This window comes from Streptomyces sp. NBC_00224 (assembly GCF_041435195.1).
Lineage (GTDB): Bacteria > Actinomycetota > Actinomycetes > Streptomycetales > Streptomycetaceae > Streptomyces.
Genome location: NZ_CP108106.1, coordinates 826,702 through 848,229, shown reverse-complemented (window position 1 = coordinate 848,229; position 21,528 = coordinate 826,702). Strand labels below are relative to the sequence as shown.

The window sequence follows — 21,528 nt, the reverse complement described above, 5'->3', positions numbered from 1 at the left end:
CCTTCTCGGCTGGTTCAGGGCAGCAGGGACGGCGGCACGGCGTCCGAGCTGAGCAGAGAGTCGAGCTGGCGGAACGAGGGGATGGTCTGCCCAAGGAGTACTTCGCCGCGGCGGTAGACGAATGCCGCGGGGGTCACGTCGAGGCCGAACGCGTCGCTGATGCGCCCGTCCAGATCCACCGTCGCCCGAGTGCGGGGCAGCCCGGCGGCGGCGAACCAGTCGGCGGCCCGCTCGGCATCGCCCTCCACGAGTACGACCCACAGGTTGTCCGGGGGCCTGCCGCCGAGCTTCTTCGCAAGAGCCCGACACGTAGCGCAGGTGGTCGAGAGGAAGAGGACCACCAGATGCTCCCGGTGATCCAGCTCGGCGGGCAGGCCGATGGCAGACGGCGCGAGCACGCGGTCGCCGGGGATGACGACAGGAGCGGGAGCGTCGTCCAACTCCAGCCGTCCCCGGATCAGTTGCAGGGTCTGGTACTGGTCCACCAGTGCCATCAGGCAGATCGACACGAGCAGGGACAGAACCGTCACCACGATCCACAGGAAGATCATTGCGGCACCATCGCTTGCATGTCCTCCCGGTTCCTTCGCATCAGCACCACCACCCTCAGGGCCGCGCACACCGCCAGTCCCCAGATCACGGCTGCCGCTGCCGCAGGCCCGGCCGGTGACTGCTCCGGCGTACGGAGGGCCACGGCGGCCACCCCGGCCCACAGGGGCAGGACCGCGATCTGGCGCAGTCCCAGATCACCGGCCCCGACCCGGCCGAAGCAGGCGCACTTCACCTTCGTCCCGCTCCGCAGGGCCAGCACGCCCGCAACCGCGAACGCCACCCCCAGCCCGGCCACCAGCCCGGCGGCCACCACCGAGCGCGGAGCGCTCAGCAGGGTGAACCCGGCAGCGAGCTCCAGTACGGGAACGCCCGCGGAGACCGGCGCGGGCCACGGCACACCCAGGGTGGTGAGGGTCGAGCGGAACGCGCGAGGGGCGGCCAGCTTGTGGACGGCCGCGTAGAGGAGCAGCACGGCTGCCACCAGGCGGACGAGAGCGTTCACCGCCGCGAGGGCCGTCACCGCGAGGGAGGCCGCACGGCCATGACCTGGGCAGTCGCCAGTTCGGTGTCCAGCAGGCAGACGGCCGTACGTGTGCCGGTTCTGCTCGCGCGCTCCAGTAGCGGCGAGGGCGCGGCGCGTCGGCCGCCGACCCGGTACCCGCCGTCCCGCAGCGGTCGGGGAACGCCGGTCACCCACGACACGACGGGTATGGCGGCGGTCTCCCTGCCGTCCCACCAGTCGGTGACCATCACACGGTCGCCGGGCCGGGGAACGACGCCCTGGGGAAACCCCGCCATGGGCACGGTCTCCCGCGAGGCCGGCGCATCAGGCGCCATCAGCGAGCGCGTGCGCGTGCCCGCTTGTGGGAAGTCGACGTGCAGCGAGTCCGCCGTGACCGAGCGGACCCGGGCCAGATCGGTGCGGGCCGTGCTCCCGGGGCCACGGCCCCGCGCGGTGGCGGCGCCGCTCGCTGGGACGCTGACGGCGACAGAGCCGGCTCCTGCCACGGCGGCGGTGAGTGCGGCTCTGCGTGTCAGGCGTTTCCTTGCCCGGTCCATGACGCCTCCTCACGATTGAGAAAACAATGCTGTCGTGGGCCTGAAGGGCTGTCAATCACACACCGACCGATGGCCGATTTTGCTTCCGCCCGCACAATTTCGGCTATTGAGAGCCATGCCTGACGCACCGTCAGAGGCCGATTCTCGCCGAGCAAGACTGGCCCGTATGGGCAGGGTTGACACCACCTTGACCTTTACTTTCGGCCAAACTGAGGGGCGGTCGCACTGGATTACGGTTCAAATATTCATGCATCCTGAATTGCGGCCCCGGAGGTCGCCATATCCAGCAGTACTCAATAGAGGAGATGAGGCCAGGCGGTATTTGCAACTGGCAGCTTCGGCGGAGTCTGTCCGGCGCTCAGAGACAGCCTGCCCAGCACTTCGGGATTTCTGCACCACGTCCCAACAGCCCCTGGCGTGAGCCCTTCGCGTCCTGGGGCCAGTACGTCGCGGAAGCCCGATTCGGGCGGACTCCATAATTCGGCCCTGGGACGCCTGGCAGGTGGGGCAGTGGCCCTGGTGGCGCGGATCGGGTGGTTGGCTTCATTCAGCCCGTGGTCCGTGCGGAGCAGTCATGTCCGTCGCCGGGCAGGCCCATGACGTTCAGCACGGGTTCCTCGCCCTCGGGGATCTCGAAGGTGAAGTTCGCTCCTGTCGGGATCGCCACGAGCGGGGGAGGACGGCGCACCGCGCCATGAACCGGTCGACGCCATCCTGGCCACCCTCGCCCATGGCGTCTTTACCCCCGCCGAATCCGCGACGCCATGACCCATCGGCCGCACCCACCGTCCGTAAACACACCGCGCACGGCGTTTGTTAGGCTCCCTTCGTCTCCTGTGGGGGAAGTCCGGTGGGATTCCGGCGCTGACCCGCAACGGTGTGCACGGCTGCCCGACGGCCTCCGTGTGAGCCCGATCGCCCGTGGGGGGCCTGCGACCCGCTGACTGCTCGCCGTGGACTGCGAGAGGGGACCGCGCGGTCGGATCACGGCCGTACGGGCTGTCTCCTGTGTGCCGTCCAGCAGGCGGCCCATGTGAAGGACGGTCCCCACCGTGCGCCGAAGTAAGGCCGCCAGCCGGATACCCGTGCTGCCCCTCAGCCTCGGCCTTGGGTTCTTACTCGTGGCATCGCTCGTGTGCGGTGTCGGGCTCGGAGCCGCCGACATCGACTGGGCGGACACACTCCGCTTCCTGTGGGCGGGACTGACCGGCGGAACCGTGGCGGCGGCCGACGCGGCCTCGTACACCATCGTCTGGGAGATCCGTCTGCCAAGAGTGCTGCTCGGCGCGGTCGTCGGGGCGGGTCTCGCGGCCGTCGGTGTGGCCGTGCAGGCGATGGTCCGCAACGCGCTGGCCGACCCGTTCGTCCTGGGCATCTCCTCCGGCGCCGCCGTGGGCGCCAACGCCGTCATCCTGCTGGGGGCGTTCGCCGGGCTCGGGGTGTGGGCGCTGTCCGTCTCCGCGTTCGTCTCCGCGCTCGCGGCCATGGTCCTGGTGTACGCCGTGGCCCGCTCGCCCCATGGGCTGACGCCGCTGCGGCTGATCCTGACGGGCACGGCTCTGGCGTACGGCTTCGAGGCCATCACCACCGTCATGGTGTTCGGCGCGGCCCGCGGCGAGGCCGCCCGGTCCGCGATGATGTGGCTGCTGGGCAGTCTGGGCGGGGCGACCTGGGCGCAGTTGCCGATTGCCGCCGTGACCGTGGCGGCCGGGTGGATCTGGCTGCGGTGGCGGGCCGAGGCGCTCAACGCGCTCGCCATGGGGGACGAGACCTCGGCCGCGCTGGGCGTGCCGCCCTCGCGGCTGCGCCGGGAGCTGTTCCTCGTGACCGCCGCCGTCACCGGGACCGTCGTCGCGGTCAGCGGGGCCATCGGGTTCGTCGGGTTGATGGTGCCTCATGTCGTACGGATGGTGGTGGGCGCCGACCACCGGCGCGTCCTCGTGATCGCGCCCCTCGCGGGTGCGGTGCTCCTCGTCTGGGCCGACGTGCTGTCCCGGCTGCTGCTCGCCCCGACCGAACTGCCCGTAGGGGTGATCACCGCGGTGGTCGGTGTCCCCGCGTTCGTCCTGCTGATGCGGCAGAGCGGCCATGCGTTCGGAGGTCGCTGACGTGCGGATCGACATCGACGGCGTGACGGTGGAGGCCGCTCGTACCCGGCTGGTCGACGACGTCCGGCTCACGGTGGACAGCGGGGCGTTCGTCGGGCTCGTCGGCCCCAACGGCAGCGGGAAGTCGACTCTGCTGCGCACGGTGTACCGGGCGTTGCGGCCCGCCGGGGGAGCGGTCCGGCTCGACGGCGACGACCTGCACGCCATGGATCCCCGGGCCGCCGCCCGCGTGCTGGCGGCGCTGCCGCAGGAGTCCTCGGCCGACTTCGACTTCACGGTGGCCGAGGTGGTCGCCATGGGACGGCTGCCGCACCAGGGCCGTACCGCGGCCTCGGACCGCGAGATCTGCGCGCGGGCCATGGAGCGCACCGGCGTCGCCCACCTCGCCGACCGCGGCATCCTCAGCCTGTCCGGCGGAGAGAAGCAGCGGGTGCTCATCGCCCGCGCGCTCGCCCAGCAGCCGCAGGTGCTCGTCCTCGACGAACCCACCAACCACCTCGACATCGCCCACCAGTTGGACGTCCTGTCCCTGGTCCGCGAGAGCGGGGTGACCGTGCTCGCCGCGCTGCACGATCTCAACCTCGCCGCGGCCCACTGCGACCTGCTGTACGTCATCGACGGGGGCCGGATCGTGGCCTCCGGGCCCCCGCACGACGTCCTCCAACCGGAGCTGCTCGCCGAGGTGTTCGGCGTCCGCGCCCATCGCGTACGGCATCCCCTCACGGGCGCCGTCCAGCTCCTGTTCGACCTGCTTCCGACCATCAGGCCCACCCGGCCCACTCCGTAAGGACGCCCATGCGCAAGCTGCTCGCCGCCTCCGTCTGCCTCGTCGTGACCACCGGTTGCGGTGCGTCGGTCGAGCGGTCCGAGTCCCAGGACACCAAGTCCGCGGCGGTCACCCTCACCAACTGCGGCCGCGAGGTGACCTACGACAAGGTCCCGGAACGGGTCGTCACCAACGACGTCGGCATCACCGAACTGATGCTGGCCCTGGGCCTTGAGGACCGGATGGCCGGCTTCGCGATGCCCGACGACAAGGGCGACCTGAGCGACGTGCCCTGGAAGGGCGGCTACGACAAGGTCAAGTGGCTCTCGAAGGACCAGCTCACCAAGGAGAACGTCCTGGACGCCCGCGCCGACCTCGTCTTCGCCGGGTGGAGCTACGGCTTCCGCGAAGAAGGCGGCTTCACCCCCGACGCGCTGCGCAAGCTCGGTATCCCCTCGTACGTCCTCACCGAGTCCTGCCGCAACAGCCGTACGAAGTCCTCGCGGGGCATCATGCCGCCGCTGGACGCGCTCTACGCGGACCTGACCAACCTGGGCAAGCTCTTCGGCGTCGAGGAGCGGGCCACCCGGCTGATCGCCGACTTCAAGAAGCGCGTCGCGGACGTGGGGGCCAAGGCACCCCGGGGCGCCGACCGGCCCACGGTCTTCCTCTACGACAGCGGCCGCGACCAGCCCTTCACCTCCGGCCGCTACGCCGCCCCGGAGCAGATCATCACCGAGTCCGGCGGCGTCAACGTCATGCACGACGTGGCGGACTCCTGGACCACGGTGGGCTGGGAGAGCGTCGTCCAGCGCAACCCCGACGTGATCCTCATCTGCGACTACGGCGATGTGAGCGCCGAGGCGAAGAAGAAGTTCCTGCTCTCCTACGCCCCTCTGCGGGATGTCTCCGCGGTCAAGAACCGGCGCATCTTCACCCTCGACTACGCCGACCTGGTGGAGAGCCCCCGCAACCCGTCGGCGATCGCCCGCTTCGGCGCGTATCTGCGGGAGGTGGCGGGGAAGCGGTGACGGTGGGCACCGGGGTGCTCGTTGTCGGGGGAGACCGTTCGGGCCTCCCCCGGCGGCCCGTCGGTCAGGGCTTTCGGAGCTGGAGCCGGAAGTCGGGGCAGACGTCGGGGTCGAAGTCCTCGTAGAGGTCCGTGCGATTGGTGTCGATGCCGATGGTGAGTTTGTCGAGGGTGTCGCCCTGGAGGAACAGGGTGGGCTTGGTGAAGTGCAGGCGCAGCAGCGCGCGGTCCCGGGACGCCGTGGCCGATTCGATCTCCCAGGTGCCGGAGCCGTTGAACGTGTCGCCCAGCTTGGCGCGGTGGTAGTCGCCGGTGGGCCACTTCTCCGCCCGCATGGCACCGCCCGAGGACAGCGTGAGACGCACTCCATCGGCCTCGTGCGCGCCCTCGTAACTGCCGATGAGTTCGCCGGGCGTAGCGGACTTGGCGGCGACCGGGACGCAGCGCTGGAGGGCGTCGGAACCGCATGCGGTGAGCGTGGCGGCAAGGACCACGAGGGCGGCGACGGCCCCGAGGGCGCGTCGGGAGTGGTGGGGCACGGTGCTACTTCCCTGCTGCCGGGATGCGTTCGGTCCAGGTCATGTGCTGTCCGACGGTGGAGAAGACGCCGTCCTCGCGGTTCGTCTTCTTCAGCCAGTCGTAGTAGCCGACGAAGTGGAGGAAGGATTCGTTGCTGGTCTTGTTCTTGAGCGTGTACTCGACGACGAGGGAGCCGTCGGGGTCCTGGCCCTTGACCGAGTAGTCGAGGGAGTACGAGCCGACGAACGCCTCGCCCAGGTGGTCCTTGTCACCCGTGGCGATCGCCGGCAGGTCGGTGAAGATGAGCTTTTCGAGGGCGCCGATCTTTCCGCCCTTGGAGATGGAGTAGTTGACGGTGCCCTCGTCGCTTCCGTCCTTGCGCCAGTTGGCGAGGGTGTCGGCCCGGAGCTGCTCCATGCTGACGCTGGACTTGATCAGCTCGGTCATCCGGTCGCCGTCGTGGTATTCGCGGTCGCGCGGCCCGCTGCCGGTGACCCAGTCGAAGCCGAGGGAGTACGGGTCGTCGCCCTGACGGAGCGGGTGCGGGTCCTTGCCCTGCATCGCGAGGCCGAGGGCGTTGTAGTCGGCCTGGCTGATCGTGTTGGTCGTGTCGATGTTCTTGTGCTGCGGGGCGGTGTTGAACCAGTCGCCGAGCCCGACGTCCGACATGAGGGCGAACGCCAGATTCCGGTCGGCGACGATGCCCCGCTTCACGATGTCGACGATCTCCCGCTGGGCGTCCTCGATGGCCTTCGCGTCCGCAGAGCCCTTCTCGATCACCTTGCAGACGCCGCCGACCATGTCGGGGGAGACGGCGCCGTCCTTGTCGATGTACAGGCCCCTCTCCAGGGCACGCCGGACGGCGTCCTTCAGATCCTTCTGCACGGTCTTGAGTTCGCCGAGCGCGTCGTCGAGGACGCCGACCGCCGCTTGCGCGACCTTGGCGGCCGCCTCGATCTGGCGCTCGATGTCGTCGATCATCCGCCAGGCGTACGGAGCGGCCGCGCCCTCCCAGTAGCCCTTGTCGCGCAGCGGCGTGAGCACTTCGTCGTGGACCCGCTTGGGCAGCTTGGCGAGGTCCGTGTGCGTGGTGCGCCACTGGTCGGCGAGCTTCTGCAGCGGGCCGAGGTCGGTGTCGAGGATCTCCCGGTAGAACGACGGCATTACAGCCCCTCCAGCTTCGAGCGGCGCGGTACGACGCACTGCAATGACTCGTCCACGGCGGTGTCCGTCGTGTGATACTCCCGCGATCCCACGCGCAGGCTCTCGGAGATGCGGGCCAGCCAGCCGGCCACGGTGCCGGCCTGCTTCTCCCACTGCACACCTGCCGTACGGATGGCCTTGGCCGACTCCCAGCCGTCCATCGCCGCCGACGCCTTCTGCGCGGGGTCCTCCAGCGCGGCCGCGGGCTTGGTGAAGGCCGTGTGGATCTCGTCCGCGCGGCCCGCCGCCGCGGTGAGGACACCGGGCGCGATGCGGAGCACGTCCTGGGGCGGGCCCTGGAGCGGCGGCTTGAGGAAGGGTGAGCCGGTGATCGGCGGGTTCGGACGCAGGGGGACCGGGGTGAGGGGGTCCACGTAGCTGTCGGCGGGTGGGGCCTTGGTGATGCCGGCGGCCCATTCGGAGTGGTGCCGCTTCAGCTCGTCCGGCGACAGCGGCAGCTGGGACGGTTCGGGCAGTTTGTCGTCGCTCATGCAAAATCCCCCGTGTGGTGCGCGTGCGCTCAGCAGCCTACCCGCTGGCGAGGGATGGGCTCATGACAAGCCCTGCCGGTGCTCGCGGGGCTGGGTGTGTCGGAGACTCGCGTCCCACCTGGACATCCCTCCCTGGACCATCAAGATCCACTGCCAGGGTGTCCACTCCGCGGGGAAAGCCTCGGGCGATAGGCTTGACCTGCCCGTACGGGGCCCCTGCGGTCCGTCACGGGTCCGATCAAGAGCCGTACCGGGGCCGACAGCACAGGAGACCACCCACCGTGTCCGAGACATCCGAACTGCGGGCCGACTGCGCGAACTGCTTCGGTCTGTGCTGCGTCGCGCTGGCATTCTCCCGGTCGACGGACTTCGCGATCGACAAGGCCGTCGGGGACCCCTGCCCCAACCTTCAGCAGGACTTCCGCTGCGGCATCCACGACAAGCTGCGTCCCAAGGGCTTTCAGGGGTGCACGGTGTACGACTGCTTCGGTGCGGGCCAGAAGATCTCGCAGGTCACCTTTGTCGGCCGGAACTGGCGGGAGTCCCCGGACGGGTCGCGGCAGATGTTCGCCGCGCTCCCCGTGATGCGGCAGTTCCACGAGCTGCTCTGGTACCTCTCCGAGGCGCTGGCCCGCCCCGCCGCCCGGCCGGTCCACCGCCAGGTGGCGGCCGAGCTGGAGAAGATCGAGCGCCTGACGCTCAGCGACGTGGACACCCTGCTCGGCCTGGACGTGGCCGCACACCGCGCCGAGGTGAACGTCCTGCTGCTGCGCACCAGCGAGCTGGTACGCGCCGAGGTCCGGGGCATGAAGAAGGACCGCAGAGGCGCCGACCTGTTCGGGGCCCGGCTCAAGGGCGCCGATCTGCGCGGGGCGGACCTGCGCGGCGCGTACCTCATCGCCGCCGACCTGAGCGGCGCGGACCTGCGGCTCGCCGATGTCATCGGCGCGGACTTCCGCGACACGAACCTCGCGGGCGCCGACCTCACCGACTGCCTCTTCCTCACCCAGACACAGGTCAACGCGGCGCACGGCGACGCCGCCACCCTCCTCCCGGCCGGCCTGGAGCGCCCGTCGCACTGGAACAAGGACGCCACCGCCCCGGCCACGCCCGCCCGCGGTGGCGCCCCGCGCAAGGGCTCCCCGGCGCGCAAGCCCGGCGCCTCCGGCCGCAGGCGCCCGGGCCCGGCCGGCTCCCGGAACAAGTAACCGCCGCCCCCTCAATCCACATAAACCCCGGGCTGCCGCTCCCCCCAAGGCACCGCCTGCTCCAGCTGCGCCGCCACCCGCAGCAGCAGGTCCTCGCGGCCATGGGCGGCGACCAGTTGAACCCCGATGGGCAGGCCCGTGCGGCTCTGGCCCAGGGGGAGGCTGATCGCGGGATGGCCGGAGACGTTGAACAGGGCCGTGAACGGGCCGTGTTCGAAGATGCGGCGGAGCCAGGAGCGGGTGCTGTGGCGGGCGTCGTCGTAGTCCAGGGTGCCGTGCGGGGCGGGGAGTTGGGCCAGCGTCGGGGTGACCAGCAGGTCGTGGTCGAGGAAGAAGCGGCCGATCGGCCGGGTCACCAGGTGCTGGGCCTCCATCGCGGCCAGGACGTCCAGCGCGGTGAAGGACTCGGCCTCGGCCAGGACGCGGCGCGAGACGCCTTCGAGTGCGGACGGGTCGGGTCGGCGCGGGGCGCCCCGCAGCACCGCGCCGCCGGTCGAGACGGCGCTGAGCATGACCGCCTCCACCACCTCGTCGGCATCGACGTCGGGGCTCGCCTCCGTCACGATGTGGCCGATCCACTCCAGGACCTGGCCGACGGCGACGGTCGCCTCGGCGATCTGGCGGTCGACGGGCACGCCCGACCACGGCACGGTGGTGAGGGCGACCCGCAGCCGGCCCGGGTCCGTGCGGACCTCGTCGGCGTAGGGCCGGGTGACCGGCGCCAGCTGGTACTTCTCGCCGACCGTCGGCGCGGACACGGCGTCGAGCAGGTGTGCTGCGTCCCGTACGGTCCGGGTGAGGCCGAACTCGACCAGCTGCCCGAACGCGGCCTCGCCGGTGAGCGGTCCGGACGGGGTGCGGCCGCGGCTCGGCTTGAGGCCGACCAGGCCGCAGCAGGAGGCCGGGACGCGGATCGAGCCGCCCGCGTCATTGGCGTGTGCGAACGGTACAGCCCCGGCGGCGACCAGTGCGGCCGAGCCGCCGCTGGAGCCGCCGACGCCCCGCTCCAGGTCCCACGGGTTGCGGGTGACGCCGTAGCGCACCGACTCGGTGGCGAAGTTGAGGCCGAACTCGGGGGCGGTGCTCTGGCCGAGGGCGACCAGTCCGGCGGTGCGGAAGCGGGCCATCAGATCGTGGTCGACCAGGGCGTAGGCGCCCCGGATGCTGCGGCTGCCCACGGTGAACGGCACGCCCTGGGTGAAGGGGCCGCTGTCCTTGATGACGAACGGCACCCCGGCCAGCGGCCCGTCCGGCTCATGCGTCGGGGCCGGGTCGAACAGCGGCCCGGTCAGGGCGTTGAGATCGGCGTTCACGCGCTCGACCGCACGCCGGGCGGCGTCCTCCACCTCGGCGGCGCTCACTTCGCGCGTACGGATCAGCTCGCGCAGACCGACCGCGTCGAAGGCTGCGTATGCGTGCGGCTCCATGCGGTCGTCCACTCCTCGGTTGCGTGCCCGGGCCAGCGTGACATACGCGTACGAGTCGGTCGGCGCCGGGGTTCGACGGCCCCGGCACCGAAATCCGTCAGCGGGCGTTCGCGGTCGCGATGTGCTCGCGGATCTCGCGGGTGATGACCGGCAGGTGGTCGTCGACGAAGAAGTGGCCGCCCGCGAACACCCGCATCCGGAAGGACGCCGAGGTGTGCCGCTCCCACAGGGCGACCTCGTCGAGTTCGACCACCGGGTCGTCGTCGCCGGACAGGGCGACGACCGGGCAGCTCAGCGGCGGGGCCGGGGTGGGGCGGTAGGTCTCGATGGCGTGGTAGTCGCTGCGCATCGTCGGCAGGACCATCCGCAGCAGCGCCTCGTCGGCGAGCACCTGCGCGTCGGTGCCGCTGAGCCGCTTCAGCTCGGCGAGCAGGTCCTCGTCGCTGCCGAGGTGGACATATCCGTCACGTACGACAGAAGGGGCGCGGCGCCCCGAGGCGAACAGGCCCAGCGGTACGGTGCCGCGCCGCTCCAGGCGCAGCGCGACCTCGTACGCGACCGCGGAGCCCATGCTGTGGCCGAAGAGGGTGAGCGGCCGGTCCGTCCAGGGGGCCAGCTCCTCGGCGATGCGGTCGGCAAGCGCGGATATGTCCTTGATGCACGGTTCGGCCAGCCGGTCCTGGCGGCCGGGGTACTGGATCGCGAGCACATCGACCTCGGGCGAGAGTGCCTGGGAGGCCTGGAAGTAGTACGTGGCCGAGCCGCCCGCGTGCGGGAAGCAGACGAGCCGGGTGGCGGCCTGCGGGGCGGGGTGGAACCGCCGGATCCAGGGGCTGGTCATGGACGATCGTGCCACGGTCGATCCTTCTCCTCATGCGCGCTTCGGGTGAAGTCCAGCATTCAAGTTCTTGGTGGAGCCATCCGTCAGCCTAGGGCCCGAGGCCGACGCGCCGAGCACCCGCCAACGGCCCCGACGTGCGGCGCTTGACGTTATCCGGGGCGTCATGTGAGATACGGAACCGGGTGGTCAACCTGTTCTGGTCGACCGCCCGATTGAGTGTATATTTCGCGGCGGTAGCAGCCCGCCGCAGGCAAGAATTACGGTCGTTCGGCCACTGTGAAGTGCCCGGCACTCGGGGGACGGGTCGCTTCATCTATGCTTCGCGAGCACAAGGGAACCATTCGTCGCGCCCGGCTGTCCGATCTCACCCGGCTCATGGAGCTGGAAGAGATGTGCTGGGCCGAGGAATTGCGGGTCTCCGCACGGGTCGTCCGGCGGCGTCTCACAGTCAATCCGCAGAGCCAATTCGTCATCGAGGACGAGGGTGCGGTCTGGGGCGTCATCTATTCCCAGCGCATCGCCGACCCTGCTGCCCTGCGCACCGTACGGTTCGACACGGCCGACCGGCTGCACCGAGCCGACGGGGCCGTCGCCCACGTGCTGTCCCTCAACATCGATCCGCGGAAGCAGAGCTTCGGGTATGGTGATGCCCTGCTCGAACACCTGCTGGAGTGGAGCGGCGAGGTCGCAGCCGTGGCCACGGCCGTCGGCGTCACCCGCTGCAAGGACTTCAAGCGGCACCCCGGGATCGAGCTCGCGGACTACATCCAGGCAAAGAATTCGCAAGATCGTTGTCTGGACACCGTTCTGCGCATGCACCAGCTGCACGGTGCTGAGATACGTTCCCTCGTGCCGGGCTATCGGCCGGGCGATCTGGTCAACGGCGGAAACGGTGTTCTCGTCGAATACGATCTCGCCACCCGGCTCGACCGTGCGAAGCGACTGGAGCGGCTGGATCGGGATACGGTCGTTGAATCCCAGACGAATTCTCCGACCGCGATACCCGCGACCGCTGAATTGACCGCCGAAATCCTGGCATTCCTGGAAGAGCTCCTCGGTGATACTTCCGACGCCGAAGGCGCGCAACTCTCCCTGGAGAGCCCGCTGTTCGAGCTCGGCCTCGACTCGGCCAGCCTCCTGGACCTCCAGGACAAAATCGAGGGCCGCTACGGCATCTCGCTCGAACCCCTCTTCTTCTTCGAGTACAACACCGGCGCCAAAATCATTTCCTTCCTCGACGGCGTGCGCGGCAACGAGCCGGAGCCGGTGGAATCCGCCGACGTCCAGGAGCCGGTGCCGACGGCCCGCGAGGCCGCCGAGGGTGACGTCGCGATCATCGGCATGGCCTGTCGGCTGCCCGGCGCCGTCGACGACCACAGCGCGCTGTGGGAGCTCCTCGCGGACGGGCGCTCGGCCGTCGGCACCCTCCCGGACGGCCGCTGGCAGTGGCCCGACGGCATCGGCCCCGACACCCACCCCGGCATCGACCGCGGCGGCTTCGTCCAGGACGCGGAGTGCTTCGAGCCCGGGCTCTTCCGCATCTCGCCCAACGAGGCCCGGCGTATGGACCCCCAGCAGCGCTGGATGCTGGAGCTCGGCTGGGCCTGTCTGGAGGACGCCGGATACTCGCCGAGCGCCGTCTCCGGCACCCCGATGGGCGTGTTCATCGGCGCCAGCGGCTCCGACTACCAGCGCGTCATGGACACCCGCCGGTTGCCGGTGCGCGCCCACAGCGGCCTGACCACGTCCATGGCCATCATCGCCAACCGCGTGTCGTACTTCTTCGACCTGCGCGGCCCCAGCGTCCAGGTGGACACCGCCTGTTCCAGTTCGCTGGTCGCCGTGCACTCGGCGGTACGGGCGCTGCGCGCGGGCGACTGCGAGACCGCGCTGGTCGGCGGCGTCAACGTGCTGTGCCACCCGGCCAACAGCGTCGCCTACCACCAGGCGGGCATGCTGTCCCCGGACGGCCTGTGCAAGACGTTCGACGCGTCCGCGAACGGCTATGTGCGCTCCGAGGGCGGCGCCGTCGTCCTGCTCAAGCCGCTGGCGAAGGCGCTCGCGGACGGCGACCACGTGCACGCCGTCATCAAGGGCACCGCCACCAACCACGGCGGCCAGTCGGGCGGTCTGACCGTGCCCAGCGCCGCGATGCAGGCCGGGCTGATCACCGCCGCGCTGGCCGACGCGGGCGTGGAGCCCTCGGGCGTCAGCTATGTGGAGGTGCACGGCACCGGGACCGCGCTCGGCGACCCCATCGAAGTCCAGGGCCTGACCCGGGCGTTCGCCGGGAGCGCCACCCCGTGCGGCCTCGGCTCGGTGAAGACCAACCTCGGCCACCTCGAAGCGGCCGCGGGCATCACCGGCCTGCTCAAGATCGTCCTGTCGATGCGGCACGGCGCCCTGCCCGCCTCGCTCCACTACACCGAGCTCAACCCGCAGATCAGCCTGGCGGGTTCACCGTTCTCGGTGGTCGACCGGCTCACCGAATGGGAGCCGCAGGGCGGCCGGGCGCGGCTCGCCGGAGTCAGCAGCTTCGGCTCGGGCGGCAGCAACGCGCATGTGATCGTGGCCGAGTACGTCGAGGACGACGCCAGAAGGTCCGACCTGCCCGCCGCTCCCTCCCTCGTCGTCCTGTCGGCCGAGAGCGAGCCGCAGCTCGTACGGCAGGCGGAGCTCCTTCTCGACCACGTCCGCCGGGAACGGCCGGACGCGGCCGGACTCGCCGATCTGGCGTACACCTCGCAGACCGGCCGCGCGGCCCTGACCGAGCGCCTCGCACTGGTGGCGGCGCACACGGACGCTCTCACGGCTCTGCTGGAACGTTTCCTCGCAGGTGGCGGCGGAGTGGACATCCACCGGGGGAGTGCCAGGCGGCGCGCCGGAGCCCCGGCCGAAGCCCCAGCGGCCGGGCGCGAGCACGGCCTGCCGGCCGACGCCTGGGTGCGCGGCGCGGACGTCGACTGGGAGCGGCTGTACGAGGACGTGCCGAGGCCCCGGCGCGTACCGCTGCCCACGCACGTCTTCGCCAAGAAGCGGTACTGGCTCGACGACGAGCCGGGGGCCGAACCGCCGCCGCGGGCCCACCTGTTGCTCGGGGCCCCGGTGTCGGACGAGCCCTCCCGGTACCGTGCCACCCTCTCCGGCCGGGACTTCTACCTGCGGGATCACCGGGTGCGCGGCGAGAAGGTACTGCCCGCCGTCGCGTACCTGGAGATGGCCCGCGAGGCGCTGGTCCGTGCCACTGAGGCCGACACGGACGCCCCGGTGCGGCTCGCCCATGTGGTGTGGCAGCGGCCGTTCGTCGTCGCCGACGAGCCCCGCACCGCGTACACCGTCCTGACGGACGACGGCGAGGGCCGCTTCACGTACGAGATCGGCACCGGAGGGCGCGAGGGCGTCGTGCACTCGCGCGGTACCGGTTCGCGCCGGGGCGCCCAGGAGCCCGCCGCGCTCGACCTGGCCTCGCTGAAGACCCGGATGGGCACGGCCAAGCTGGGCCGCGAGGAGTGCTACGCCGCGCTGCGCGGCGCCGGGCTCGACTACGGCGACGCACACCGCTCCCTGCGCGAAGTCCGCCTGGGCGACGGCGAGATGCTGGCCGCGCTCGCCCTGCCGGACGCGCTGGGCGAGGACCGGCGCGGCTTCGTGCTCCACCCCAGCATCCTCGACGGCGCCCTCCAGGCCGTCTACGCCCCGCAGATCCACGACGCCCGCACGGGCGCGGCCTGGAGCGCGGCGCTGCCGTTCGCGCTCGACGCGCTGGAGGTGCACGGCCCGACCCCGGTGACCGCGTACGCCTGGATCCGCGCGGCCTCCGCCAGCACCGCCGGGGTGCGGCGGTGGGACCTGGACCTGTGCGACGAGCACGGCCAGATCTTCGCGACCCTGCGCGGCTACTCCACGCGCGAGACCGCCGCCGGCCAGGCCGATGCCCCGGTGACCCTGTTCCGGCCCGTCTGGCGCGACCGGCCCGCCCCCGCGAGCATCGAGCCCGCCGCCCTCACCACTCAGGTAGTGCTGGCCTGCGGATTCGACGAGCGGCTCGCGGAGCTGCGCCGACTGGCGCCGCAGATCACGTTCCTGGACCCGCCGGAGACGGCCGAGAGCGATGGCGCCCCGGCGGCCGTCACCGCTCACGCCGTCGAGCTGCTGCACGCCGTCAAGGGCATCCTCCTCGGCAGGCCGACCGCTCCCGTACTGGTGCAGGCGCTGGTGCCCGCCGACGGCGAACCGTACGCGTACGAAGCCCTGTCCGGTCTGCTGAAGAGCGCGCACCTGGAGAACCCGGTGCTCCTCGGGCAGGTCGTCGCCGTTCCCGCCGACGCCCCGGCCGCGGATCTCGCCGAGGCGCTTGCCGAGGGCGCGCGCGCCCCGCGGGACCAGCAGGTCCGCAGCGAAGGCGGGCGGCGCCGGGTGCTCGGCTGGGAGCCGGTGGGCGAACTCCCGGACGCCGGGCCGGTGGTATGGCGAGAGGGCGGTGTCTACCTCATCACCGGGGGCGCGGGCGGCCTCGGTCTGATCCTGGCCGAGGAGATCGCCCGCCGGGCGAGCGGCGCGGTGCTGTGCCTCACCGGCCGTGCCGAGCCGGACGCGGAGCGGCGGGCCGGGCTCGACGCGCTGCGGCAGACCGGCGCGAGCGTCGAGTACCACGTCCTCGACGCGGCGGACGCGGACGGCACCGCCGTACTCGTCGCCGACCTTGTGCGGCGCCACGGGGCCGTGCACGGAGTGGTGCACGGCGCGGGCGTGCTGCACGACAACTTCCTGCTGAAGAAGTCCGCGGCGGAGTTCGCCCGGGTGCTGCGCCCCAAGCTCGCCGGGGCGGTCGCCCTCGACGCGGCGACCAAGGACGAGGACCTCGACTTCTTCGTCCTCTTCTCCTCCATCATGGGCGCGACCGGCAATGTCGGCCAGGCCGACTACGCCGTGGCCAACGCCTTCCTCGACCGCTTCGCCCGCCACCGCGACGCCCTGGTGCGCGCGGGCGAGCGCGCCGGGCGCAGCGTCGCCATCGGCTGGCCGCTCTGGGAGAGCGGCGGCATGGGCGTCGACGCGGCCACGCGCGACGCGCTGCGGACGCGCGCCGGGATGGTCCCCATGGCGACGTCGGCGGGCATCGAGGCCTTCCACCGCGCGCTCGCGGCCGGCGAGCCGCAGATCGTGGTGGGCGCGGGCGAACGGGCCCGGCTGCAGGCGTACTTGGAGACGGGTTCCGCCGCCCCGCAGCCCATGGACGTCGTCGCCGAGGTCACCGTCGCTCAGTCACGCGCTGTCGACGACCGTACGCTCACCGCGCGGACCGTCCGCTTCCTGAAGGAGGCGCTCGGCCGGCTCACCGGGCTGGCCGTCGGGGAGATCGAGGAGGACGAACTCCTCGGCGCGTACGGGATGGACTCCATCCTGGCGACCGAGCTGACGGCCGGGCTTGAGGCCACCTTCGGCCCGCTCTCCAAGACGCTCCTGTTCGAGTACCACACGCTCGCCGAGCTGAGCGGATACTTCGTCGCGCGGCACCGGGCGGTGCTGGAGGCGCTGTTCGCCGAGGCAGCCGAGGCAGCGGAGGCGGTCGGGACCGTCGAGGCAGCCGATGCGGCCGACGCCGTCGCGCTGGCCGGCGCCGTGGCCGCCGACGTGCTGCCCGCGCCCCGCGCGGAGGTGACCGAGCCCGCCGCGCCCCGCTCCTCCGCGCTCGACATCGCCGTCATCGGCCTCTCCGGCCGCTACCCCGAGGCGCGTGACCTCGCCGAGTACTGGGCCAACCTGCGCGACGGGCGCGACTGCGTCGTGGAGGTGCCGCAGGACCGCTGGGACTGGCGCGACCACTACAGCGAGGACCGCACCGCACCCGGCCGCCACTACAGCAAGTGGGGCGGCTTCATCGCCGAGGTCGACCGCTTCGACCCGCTCTTCTTCAACATCTCCCCGCACGAGGCCGACTACCTCGACCCGCAGGAACGGCTGTTCCTGGAGCACGCCTGGACGGCGCTCGAAGACGCGGGCCACACCCGCGAGCAGCTGCGCCGTCTCGGTGGCCGGGTCGGTGTGTACGCGGGCGTGATGTGGGGGCAGTACCAGCTGCTCTTCCCGGGCGGGGGCGCCCCGCGCGGCAACCCCAACGCGCTGGGCAGCAGCTACGCGAGCGTCGCCAACCGCGTCTCGTTCGTGATGAACCTGCACGGCCCGAGCATGACCGTGGACACCATGTGCTCCAGCTCGCTCACCGCGATCGAGCTGGCCTGCCGGGACCTGCGCCAGGGCCGGACCAAGCTGGCGTTCGCGGGCGGCGTCAACGTCACCGTCCACCCCAACAAGTATCTGAGCCTGAGCGCGGGCCAGTTCATCTCCAGCAAGGGCCACTGCGAGAGCTTCGGCATCGGCGGCGACGGCTACATCCCCGGCGAGGGCGTCGGAGTCGTCCTCCTGAAGCCGCTGCGCGACGCCGAGCGCGACGGCGACCACATCTACGGCGTCATCAAGGGCAGCGGCGTCTCGCACGGCGGCCGCACCAACGGCTACACCGTGCCCAACCCCCGGGCGCAGGAAGCCGCGATCAGCGACGCGCTCGACGAGGCCGGGGTCGACCCCCGCGCCATCAGCTACGTCGAGGCGCACGGCACCGGCACCAAGCTAGGCGACCCCATCGAGATCACCGGTCTCAGCCAGGCGTTCGGCGCGGCGACCCGGTCCGCCGACACCCAGTACTGCCACCTCGGCTCGGCCAAGTCGAACATCGGCCACTGCGAGAGTGCCGCCGGGATCGCCGGGCTCACCAAGGTGCTGCTGCAGCTGCGGCACGGCCAGATCGCGCCCTCCCTGCACTCGCGCACCCTCAACCCCAACATCGACTTCAGCGGTACGCCGTTCGTCGTCAACCAGGAACTGCGCGCGTGGGAGCGCCCGGTCGTCGACGGCGAGGTCCGTCCCCGGCTCGCCGGGATCTCCTCGTTCGGCGCGGGCGGCTCCAACGCTCACCTCCTGGTGGAGGAGTACGTGGGTAGTGCCGCCCGCCGCCCCGGCACCGCCGCCGGGCAGCCGCTGCTGTTCCCGCTGTCGGCCAAGGACGAGGAGCGGCTGCGCGCCTACGCGGCCCGGCTGCTGCGCTTCGTACGGGAGTCGGCGGACGGCCCCGACGCGGTGGCGCCCGCCGATCTGGCGTACACGCTGCAGATTGGCCGTGAGGCGATGGACGCCCGGCTCGCCGTCGTCGCCGACTCGTTCGCCTCGCTCGCCGACCGCCTTGAGCGGTACCTGGCGGCCGAGGGCGATGTCGCGGGCCTGGTCAACGGCAGCGTAAAGGCAGGACGCGAAGCCCTGTCGCTGATCCCTGCCGAGGAGCTCGCGCGGACCACCGACCGGCTCGCCGAGCGCGGAGATCTCCCCCGGCTCGCGGAACTCTGGGTACGGGGTGCTTCGTTGGACTGGCAGAAGCTGCACAGCGGCGCGGACGCGCCGCGCAGGGTGAGCGCGCCGACGTACCCGTTCGCCCGGGACCGCCACTGGGTGCCGGAGTCGGCCGCGAGCACGCCCGACGGTGTCGGCCAGGGTCCGACTGCCTCCCCGCGCGCCGACGTGCGCTTCCTCGCCAAGCGGTGGCTCCCGGCCCCGCTCGACGGGCTCGCCCCGCGCCGGGCGAGCGCGCTCGTCCTGCACGACGCCGCCACCGCGCCGCTCGCCTCGGCGCTGGCCGGGCTGTGCGACGAGGTCACGCTGGTGGAGTCGGGCCCCGGTGCCGAGCAGCGGCTCGCCGGGCGGATCGAGCGCGCCACCGCCTTCGTCGATCTCACCGGCATCACCGAGCGGGAGCCGTCGGGCCAGTCCCTGGCGCTGCTCCAGAGCGTCCTCGCGGCGAAGTCGTCGCGGGACATCGATCTGCTGTACGTGACCCAGGGCCTCGAATCGTTCGGGCGCACCCGGACCCGGCAGGACCTGGCGGGAGCGGCGCGGGTCGGGCTGTACCGGATGCTCCAGAGCGAATACGGCGGCCTCACCTCCCGCCACCTCGACCTCGACCCGGCGACCCGGGGAGCCGCCGAGCTCGCCGCCGTCGTCCGGCGCGAACTCGACGGACCCGGCGCCGAGTCGGAGGTCTGCCACCGCGACGGCGTCCGGCACGCGCCCGCCCTCGACGATCTCGCCGCGCGCGAGAGCACCGGAGGGGCGGACCTCGCCGAGGACGAGGTGCTGCTGGTGACCGGCGGCACCCGGGGCCTCGGCCTGCTCTGCGCCCGGCATCTCGTGGAGCGGCGCGGAGTGCGCCGACTGGTGCTGACCGGCAAGGACCCGCTGCCCCCGCGCCATCTGTGGAGCGACCCCGAGGCCTGCGCCCCGGCGGTCCGCGCGAAGATCCGCGCCGTGCTCGACCTGGAGGCCCGGGGCGTGGAGGTGCGCGTCCTGGCGCTGCCGCTCGACCGCGCCGACGAGGTCGCGGCCGGCATCGAGGCGATCGAGACGACGATGGGCCGGATCGCCGGTGTCATCCACGCGGCCGGTCTTGTCGACACGGAGAACCCGGCGTTCGTCCGCAAGCCCGTCGAGGGCATCAAGCGCGTGGTCTCGCCGAAGATCGAGGGCACCCGCAACCTGCTGGCAGCACTGGACGCCACGGCCCTCCGGTTCGTGGTGCTCTTCTCCTCGGTCTCCGCCGCCCTCCCCGCGCTCGGCGCGGGCCAGAGCGACTACGCCATGGGCAACGCGTTCCTGGACTACTTCGCCCAGGCGCACGCCCACGCCCTGCCGATCACCAGCGTCCAGTGGCCCAGCTGGCGCGAGACCGGCTTCGGCGAGGTCAAGAACCAGGCGTACACCGACACCGGACTGCTCAGCATCACCGACCGCGAGGGGCTCGACCTCCTCGACCAGGTCCTCACCTCGCGCTACGCCCCGGTGGTCATGCCGGTGCACGTCGACCCCGCACGCTTCGACGCGGCGGCGCTGCTGCGGCCGAAGCGGCGCACCGCGGCGGAGACGGCTCCGGCGGCCGACGCCAAGGCGCCCGCCTCCGTGCCCCCCGCCGCGCCCGCGTCCGTCCCCGCGTCCGCCCACGGTGGCGACGCCGGTCCGCGGCTGATGGCGTTCCTGACCGAGACCTTCGAGGCCGAACTCAAGCTGAAGCCCGGTGTGCTGGACGAGCGCACCTCGTACGCGGACTACGGCGCGGACTCCATCCTGCTCGCCCAGATACTCCAGCGGATCAAGCAGCGCCTCGGCGTGCCGCTCGAACCGTCCACGCTCCTGGAGCACCCCACCCTGCACGAGCTGACGGGGTGGCTGCTCGGCGCGCACGGGGCCGAGGTTGCGGCCGAGTTCGCCCCCGCGAGGCCCGCGCCGCTCCCGCAGGAGACGCCCGCGTCGGCCCCGGCCGTCGCCGCACCCGCCCCGGCCGTCACCGTCCCTGTGGTGGCCGAGGCCGCGATCACGGCACCGGCCGCGCCCGCCACTCCCACCGTCGGCCCCGTCGCCGTCATCGGCATGGCCTGCCGACTGCCCGGCGCGCCCGACCTCGACGCGTACTGGGACCTGCTCGCGCAGGGCCGCTCCGCCATCCGTACGGTCCCCGAGGACCGTTGGGGGCGGGCGACCGGCTTCACCGCTGGAGTCGTCGACGACGTCCACGGCTTCGACGCCGGGTACTTCATGCTCCACGCCGAGGACGTCCGGGCGATGGACCCGCAGGCGCTGGTGCTCCTTGAGGAGAGCCTCAAGGCCGTCCACCACGCGGGCTACCGCTTCGGCGAGCTCGACGGCAGCAACACCGGCGTGTACGTCGGCGCACGTGGCCGGGGCCGGGCCGACAACGACCTGGTGGCCGGGGCGCGCAACCCGATCATGACGGTCGGGCAGAACTACCTGGCCGCGAACATCTCCCAGTTCTTCAACTGGCGTGGCCCGGCCATGGTCCTGGACACGGCCTGCTCCTCCTCGCTGGTGGCCATGAAGCTCGCCACCGACGCGCTGGCGGCCGGGTCGGTGGACCTCGCGGTGGTGGCGGGCGTCAGCCTGCTCACGGACTCCGAGGACCACGAACTCTTCCGCCGCCGGGGCCTGTTGCAGGAACAAGGCGAGTTCCACGTCTTCGACCGCCGCGCCGCCGGAGTGGTCCTCGGCGAGGGCTGCGGTGTCGTCGTACTCAAGCCGCTGGAGCAGGCGGAGCGGGACGGCGACACGGTGTACGCCGTGGTCGACGGCATCGCCATCAACAACGACGGCCGTACGGCCGGGCCCGCCACCCCCAACCTCCAGGCCCAGAAGCAGGTCATGCGCGACGCGCTGCGCCAGGCGGACCGCGCGCCGCGGGACGTGCGCTACCTGGAGGTCAACGGCT

The 21,528-nt window shown here is 71.8% G+C and carries 14 protein-coding genes and 1 riboswitch (1 of these 15 only partly in view); of the genes, 5 read left to right on the top strand and 9 right to left on the bottom strand.

What is annotated here, in order from left to right; genetic code table 11:
• Window positions 1–14: 14 nt before the first annotated feature.
• From OG965_RS03700 to OG965_RS03685, 4 genes are all read right to left on the bottom strand, one after another.
• The gene (locus tag OG965_RS03700) at window positions 15–551 is read right to left on the bottom strand and encodes a TlpA family protein disulfide reductase (protein WP_371649047.1); all 537 of its coding nucleotides are present in this window, start codon (window positions 549–551) and stop codon (window positions 15–17) included.
• Window positions 548–1,054 carry a MauE/DoxX family redox-associated membrane protein gene (locus OG965_RS03695; RefSeq protein WP_371649045.1) on the bottom strand — a complete coding sequence of 169 codons (507 nt, stop codon included), beginning with the start codon at window positions 1,052–1,054 and terminating at the stop codon, window positions 548–550. The genes OG965_RS03700 and OG965_RS03695 overlap by 4 nt, the downstream gene beginning before the upstream one ends.
• A 14-nt stretch (window positions 1,055–1,068) precedes the next feature.
• Window positions 1,069–1,611, bottom strand: coding sequence for a hypothetical protein (locus OG965_RS03690; RefSeq protein WP_371649043.1), 543 nt, complete (start codon window positions 1,609–1,611; stop codon window positions 1,069–1,071).
• A 547-nt stretch (window positions 1,612–2,158) separates the two neighbouring features.
• Window positions 2,159–2,299, bottom strand: a complete 141-nt coding sequence (locus OG965_RS03685) for a hypothetical protein (RefSeq protein ID WP_371649040.1) — start codon at window positions 2,297–2,299, stop codon at window positions 2,159–2,161.
• A gap of 122 nt (window positions 2,300–2,421) precedes the next feature.
• Window positions 2,422–2,553: riboswitch (cobalamin riboswitch) on the top strand.
• A 143-nt stretch (window positions 2,554–2,696) separates the two neighbouring features.
• Between OG965_RS03685 and OG965_RS03680 the strand changes: the two genes are divergently transcribed.
• The 3 genes from OG965_RS03680 to OG965_RS03670 are packed head-to-tail and all read left to right on the top strand — an operon-like array spanning window position 2,697 to window position 5,516.
• Window positions 2,697–3,719 carry a FecCD family ABC transporter permease gene (locus OG965_RS03680; RefSeq protein WP_371656835.1) on the top strand — a complete coding sequence of 341 codons (1,023 nt, stop codon included), beginning with the start codon at window positions 2,697–2,699 and terminating at the stop codon, window positions 3,717–3,719.
• Between the two features lies 1 nt (window position 3,720).
• Window positions 3,721–4,506, top strand: coding sequence for an ABC transporter ATP-binding protein (locus tag OG965_RS03675; RefSeq protein ID WP_371656834.1), 786 nt, complete (start codon window positions 3,721–3,723; stop codon window positions 4,504–4,506).
• 8 nt (window positions 4,507–4,514) lie between these two features.
• A complete protein-coding gene (locus tag OG965_RS03670) occupies window positions 4,515–5,516 on the top strand; it encodes an ABC transporter substrate-binding protein (RefSeq protein WP_371649038.1) in 1,002 nt (333 codons plus the stop codon).
• A 64-nt stretch (window positions 5,517–5,580) separates the two neighbouring features.
• On the opposite strand, the gene OG965_RS03665 is transcribed toward OG965_RS03670, so the two are convergent.
• From OG965_RS03665 to OG965_RS03655, 3 genes are read right to left on the bottom strand one after another with little or no spacing between them, the layout of a single operon-like run.
• Window positions 5,581–6,054, bottom strand: coding sequence for a hypothetical protein (locus OG965_RS03665; protein WP_371649036.1), 474 nt, complete (start codon window positions 6,052–6,054; stop codon window positions 5,581–5,583).
• A gap of 4 nt (window positions 6,055–6,058) precedes the next feature.
• Window positions 6,059–7,198, bottom strand: a complete 1,140-nt coding sequence (locus OG965_RS03660; RefSeq protein WP_371649034.1) for a hypothetical protein — start codon at window positions 7,196–7,198, stop codon at window positions 6,059–6,061.
• The gene (locus OG965_RS03655) at window positions 7,198–7,728 is read right to left on the bottom strand and encodes a WXG100 family type VII secretion target (RefSeq protein WP_371649032.1); all 531 of its coding nucleotides are present in this window, start codon (window positions 7,726–7,728) and stop codon (window positions 7,198–7,200) included. Before OG965_RS03655 ends, OG965_RS03660 begins: the two co-directional genes overlap by 1 nt.
• A gap of 281 nt (window positions 7,729–8,009) precedes the next feature.
• Here OG965_RS03655 and OG965_RS03650 point away from each other — a divergent pair, with 281 nt between their 5' ends.
• Entirely contained in the window at window positions 8,010–8,936 is a 927-nt protein-coding gene (locus tag OG965_RS03650) for a pentapeptide repeat-containing protein (RefSeq protein ID WP_371649030.1), read from the top strand.
• A gap of 11 nt (window positions 8,937–8,947) precedes the next feature.
• On the opposite strand, the gene OG965_RS03645 is transcribed toward OG965_RS03650, so the two are convergent.
• Together OG965_RS03645 and OG965_RS03640 are read right to left on the bottom strand one after the other, a co-directional pair.
• On the bottom strand, window positions 8,948–10,363 hold the full coding sequence (locus OG965_RS03645; protein WP_371649028.1) for an amidase: 1,416 nt from the start codon (window positions 10,361–10,363) through the stop codon (window positions 8,948–8,950).
• A gap of 97 nt (window positions 10,364–10,460) precedes the next feature.
• Window positions 10,461–11,204, bottom strand: coding sequence for a thioesterase II family protein (locus tag OG965_RS03640; RefSeq protein WP_371656833.1), 744 nt, complete (start codon window positions 11,202–11,204; stop codon window positions 10,461–10,463).
• A gap of 315 nt (window positions 11,205–11,519) precedes the next feature.
• Between OG965_RS03640 and OG965_RS03635 the strand changes: the two genes are divergently transcribed.
• Window positions 11,520–21,528 carry the 5' portion of an SDR family NAD(P)-dependent oxidoreductase gene (locus OG965_RS03635; protein WP_371649026.1) on the top strand. Its footprint extends 3,974 nt past the window's final position, so 10,009 of the gene's 13,983 nt are visible here — the first part of the coding sequence; its start codon is at window positions 11,520–11,522; its stop codon lies off the right edge, out of view.

What these genes read in the sequence shown, in the direction of transcription:
- OG965_RS03645 (WP_371649028.1), bottom strand. Translation starts at nt 10,363, where the DNA reads ATGGAGCCGCACGCATACGCAGCCTTCGACGCGGTCGGTCTGCGCGAG.
- OG965_RS03690 (WP_371649043.1), bottom strand. Translation starts at nt 1,611, where the DNA reads ATGGACCGGGCAAGGAAACGCCTGACACGCAGAGCCGCACTCACCGCC.
- OG965_RS03670 (WP_371649038.1), top strand. Translation starts at nt 4,515, where the DNA reads ATGCGCAAGCTGCTCGCCGCCTCCGTCTGCCTCGTCGTGACCACCGGT.
- OG965_RS03655 (WP_371649032.1), bottom strand. Translation starts at nt 7,728, where the DNA reads ATGAGCGACGACAAACTGCCCGAACCGTCCCAGCTGCCGCTGTCGCCG.
- OG965_RS03640 (WP_371656833.1), bottom strand. Translation starts at nt 11,204, where the DNA reads ATGACCAGCCCCTGGATCCGGCGGTTCCACCCCGCCCCGCAGGCCGCC.
- OG965_RS03660 (WP_371649034.1), bottom strand. Translation starts at nt 7,198, where the DNA reads ATGCCGTCGTTCTACCGGGAGATCCTCGACACCGACCTCGGCCCGCTG.
- OG965_RS03700 (WP_371649047.1), bottom strand. Translation starts at nt 551, where the DNA reads ATGATCTTCCTGTGGATCGTGGTGACGGTTCTGTCCCTGCTCGTGTCG.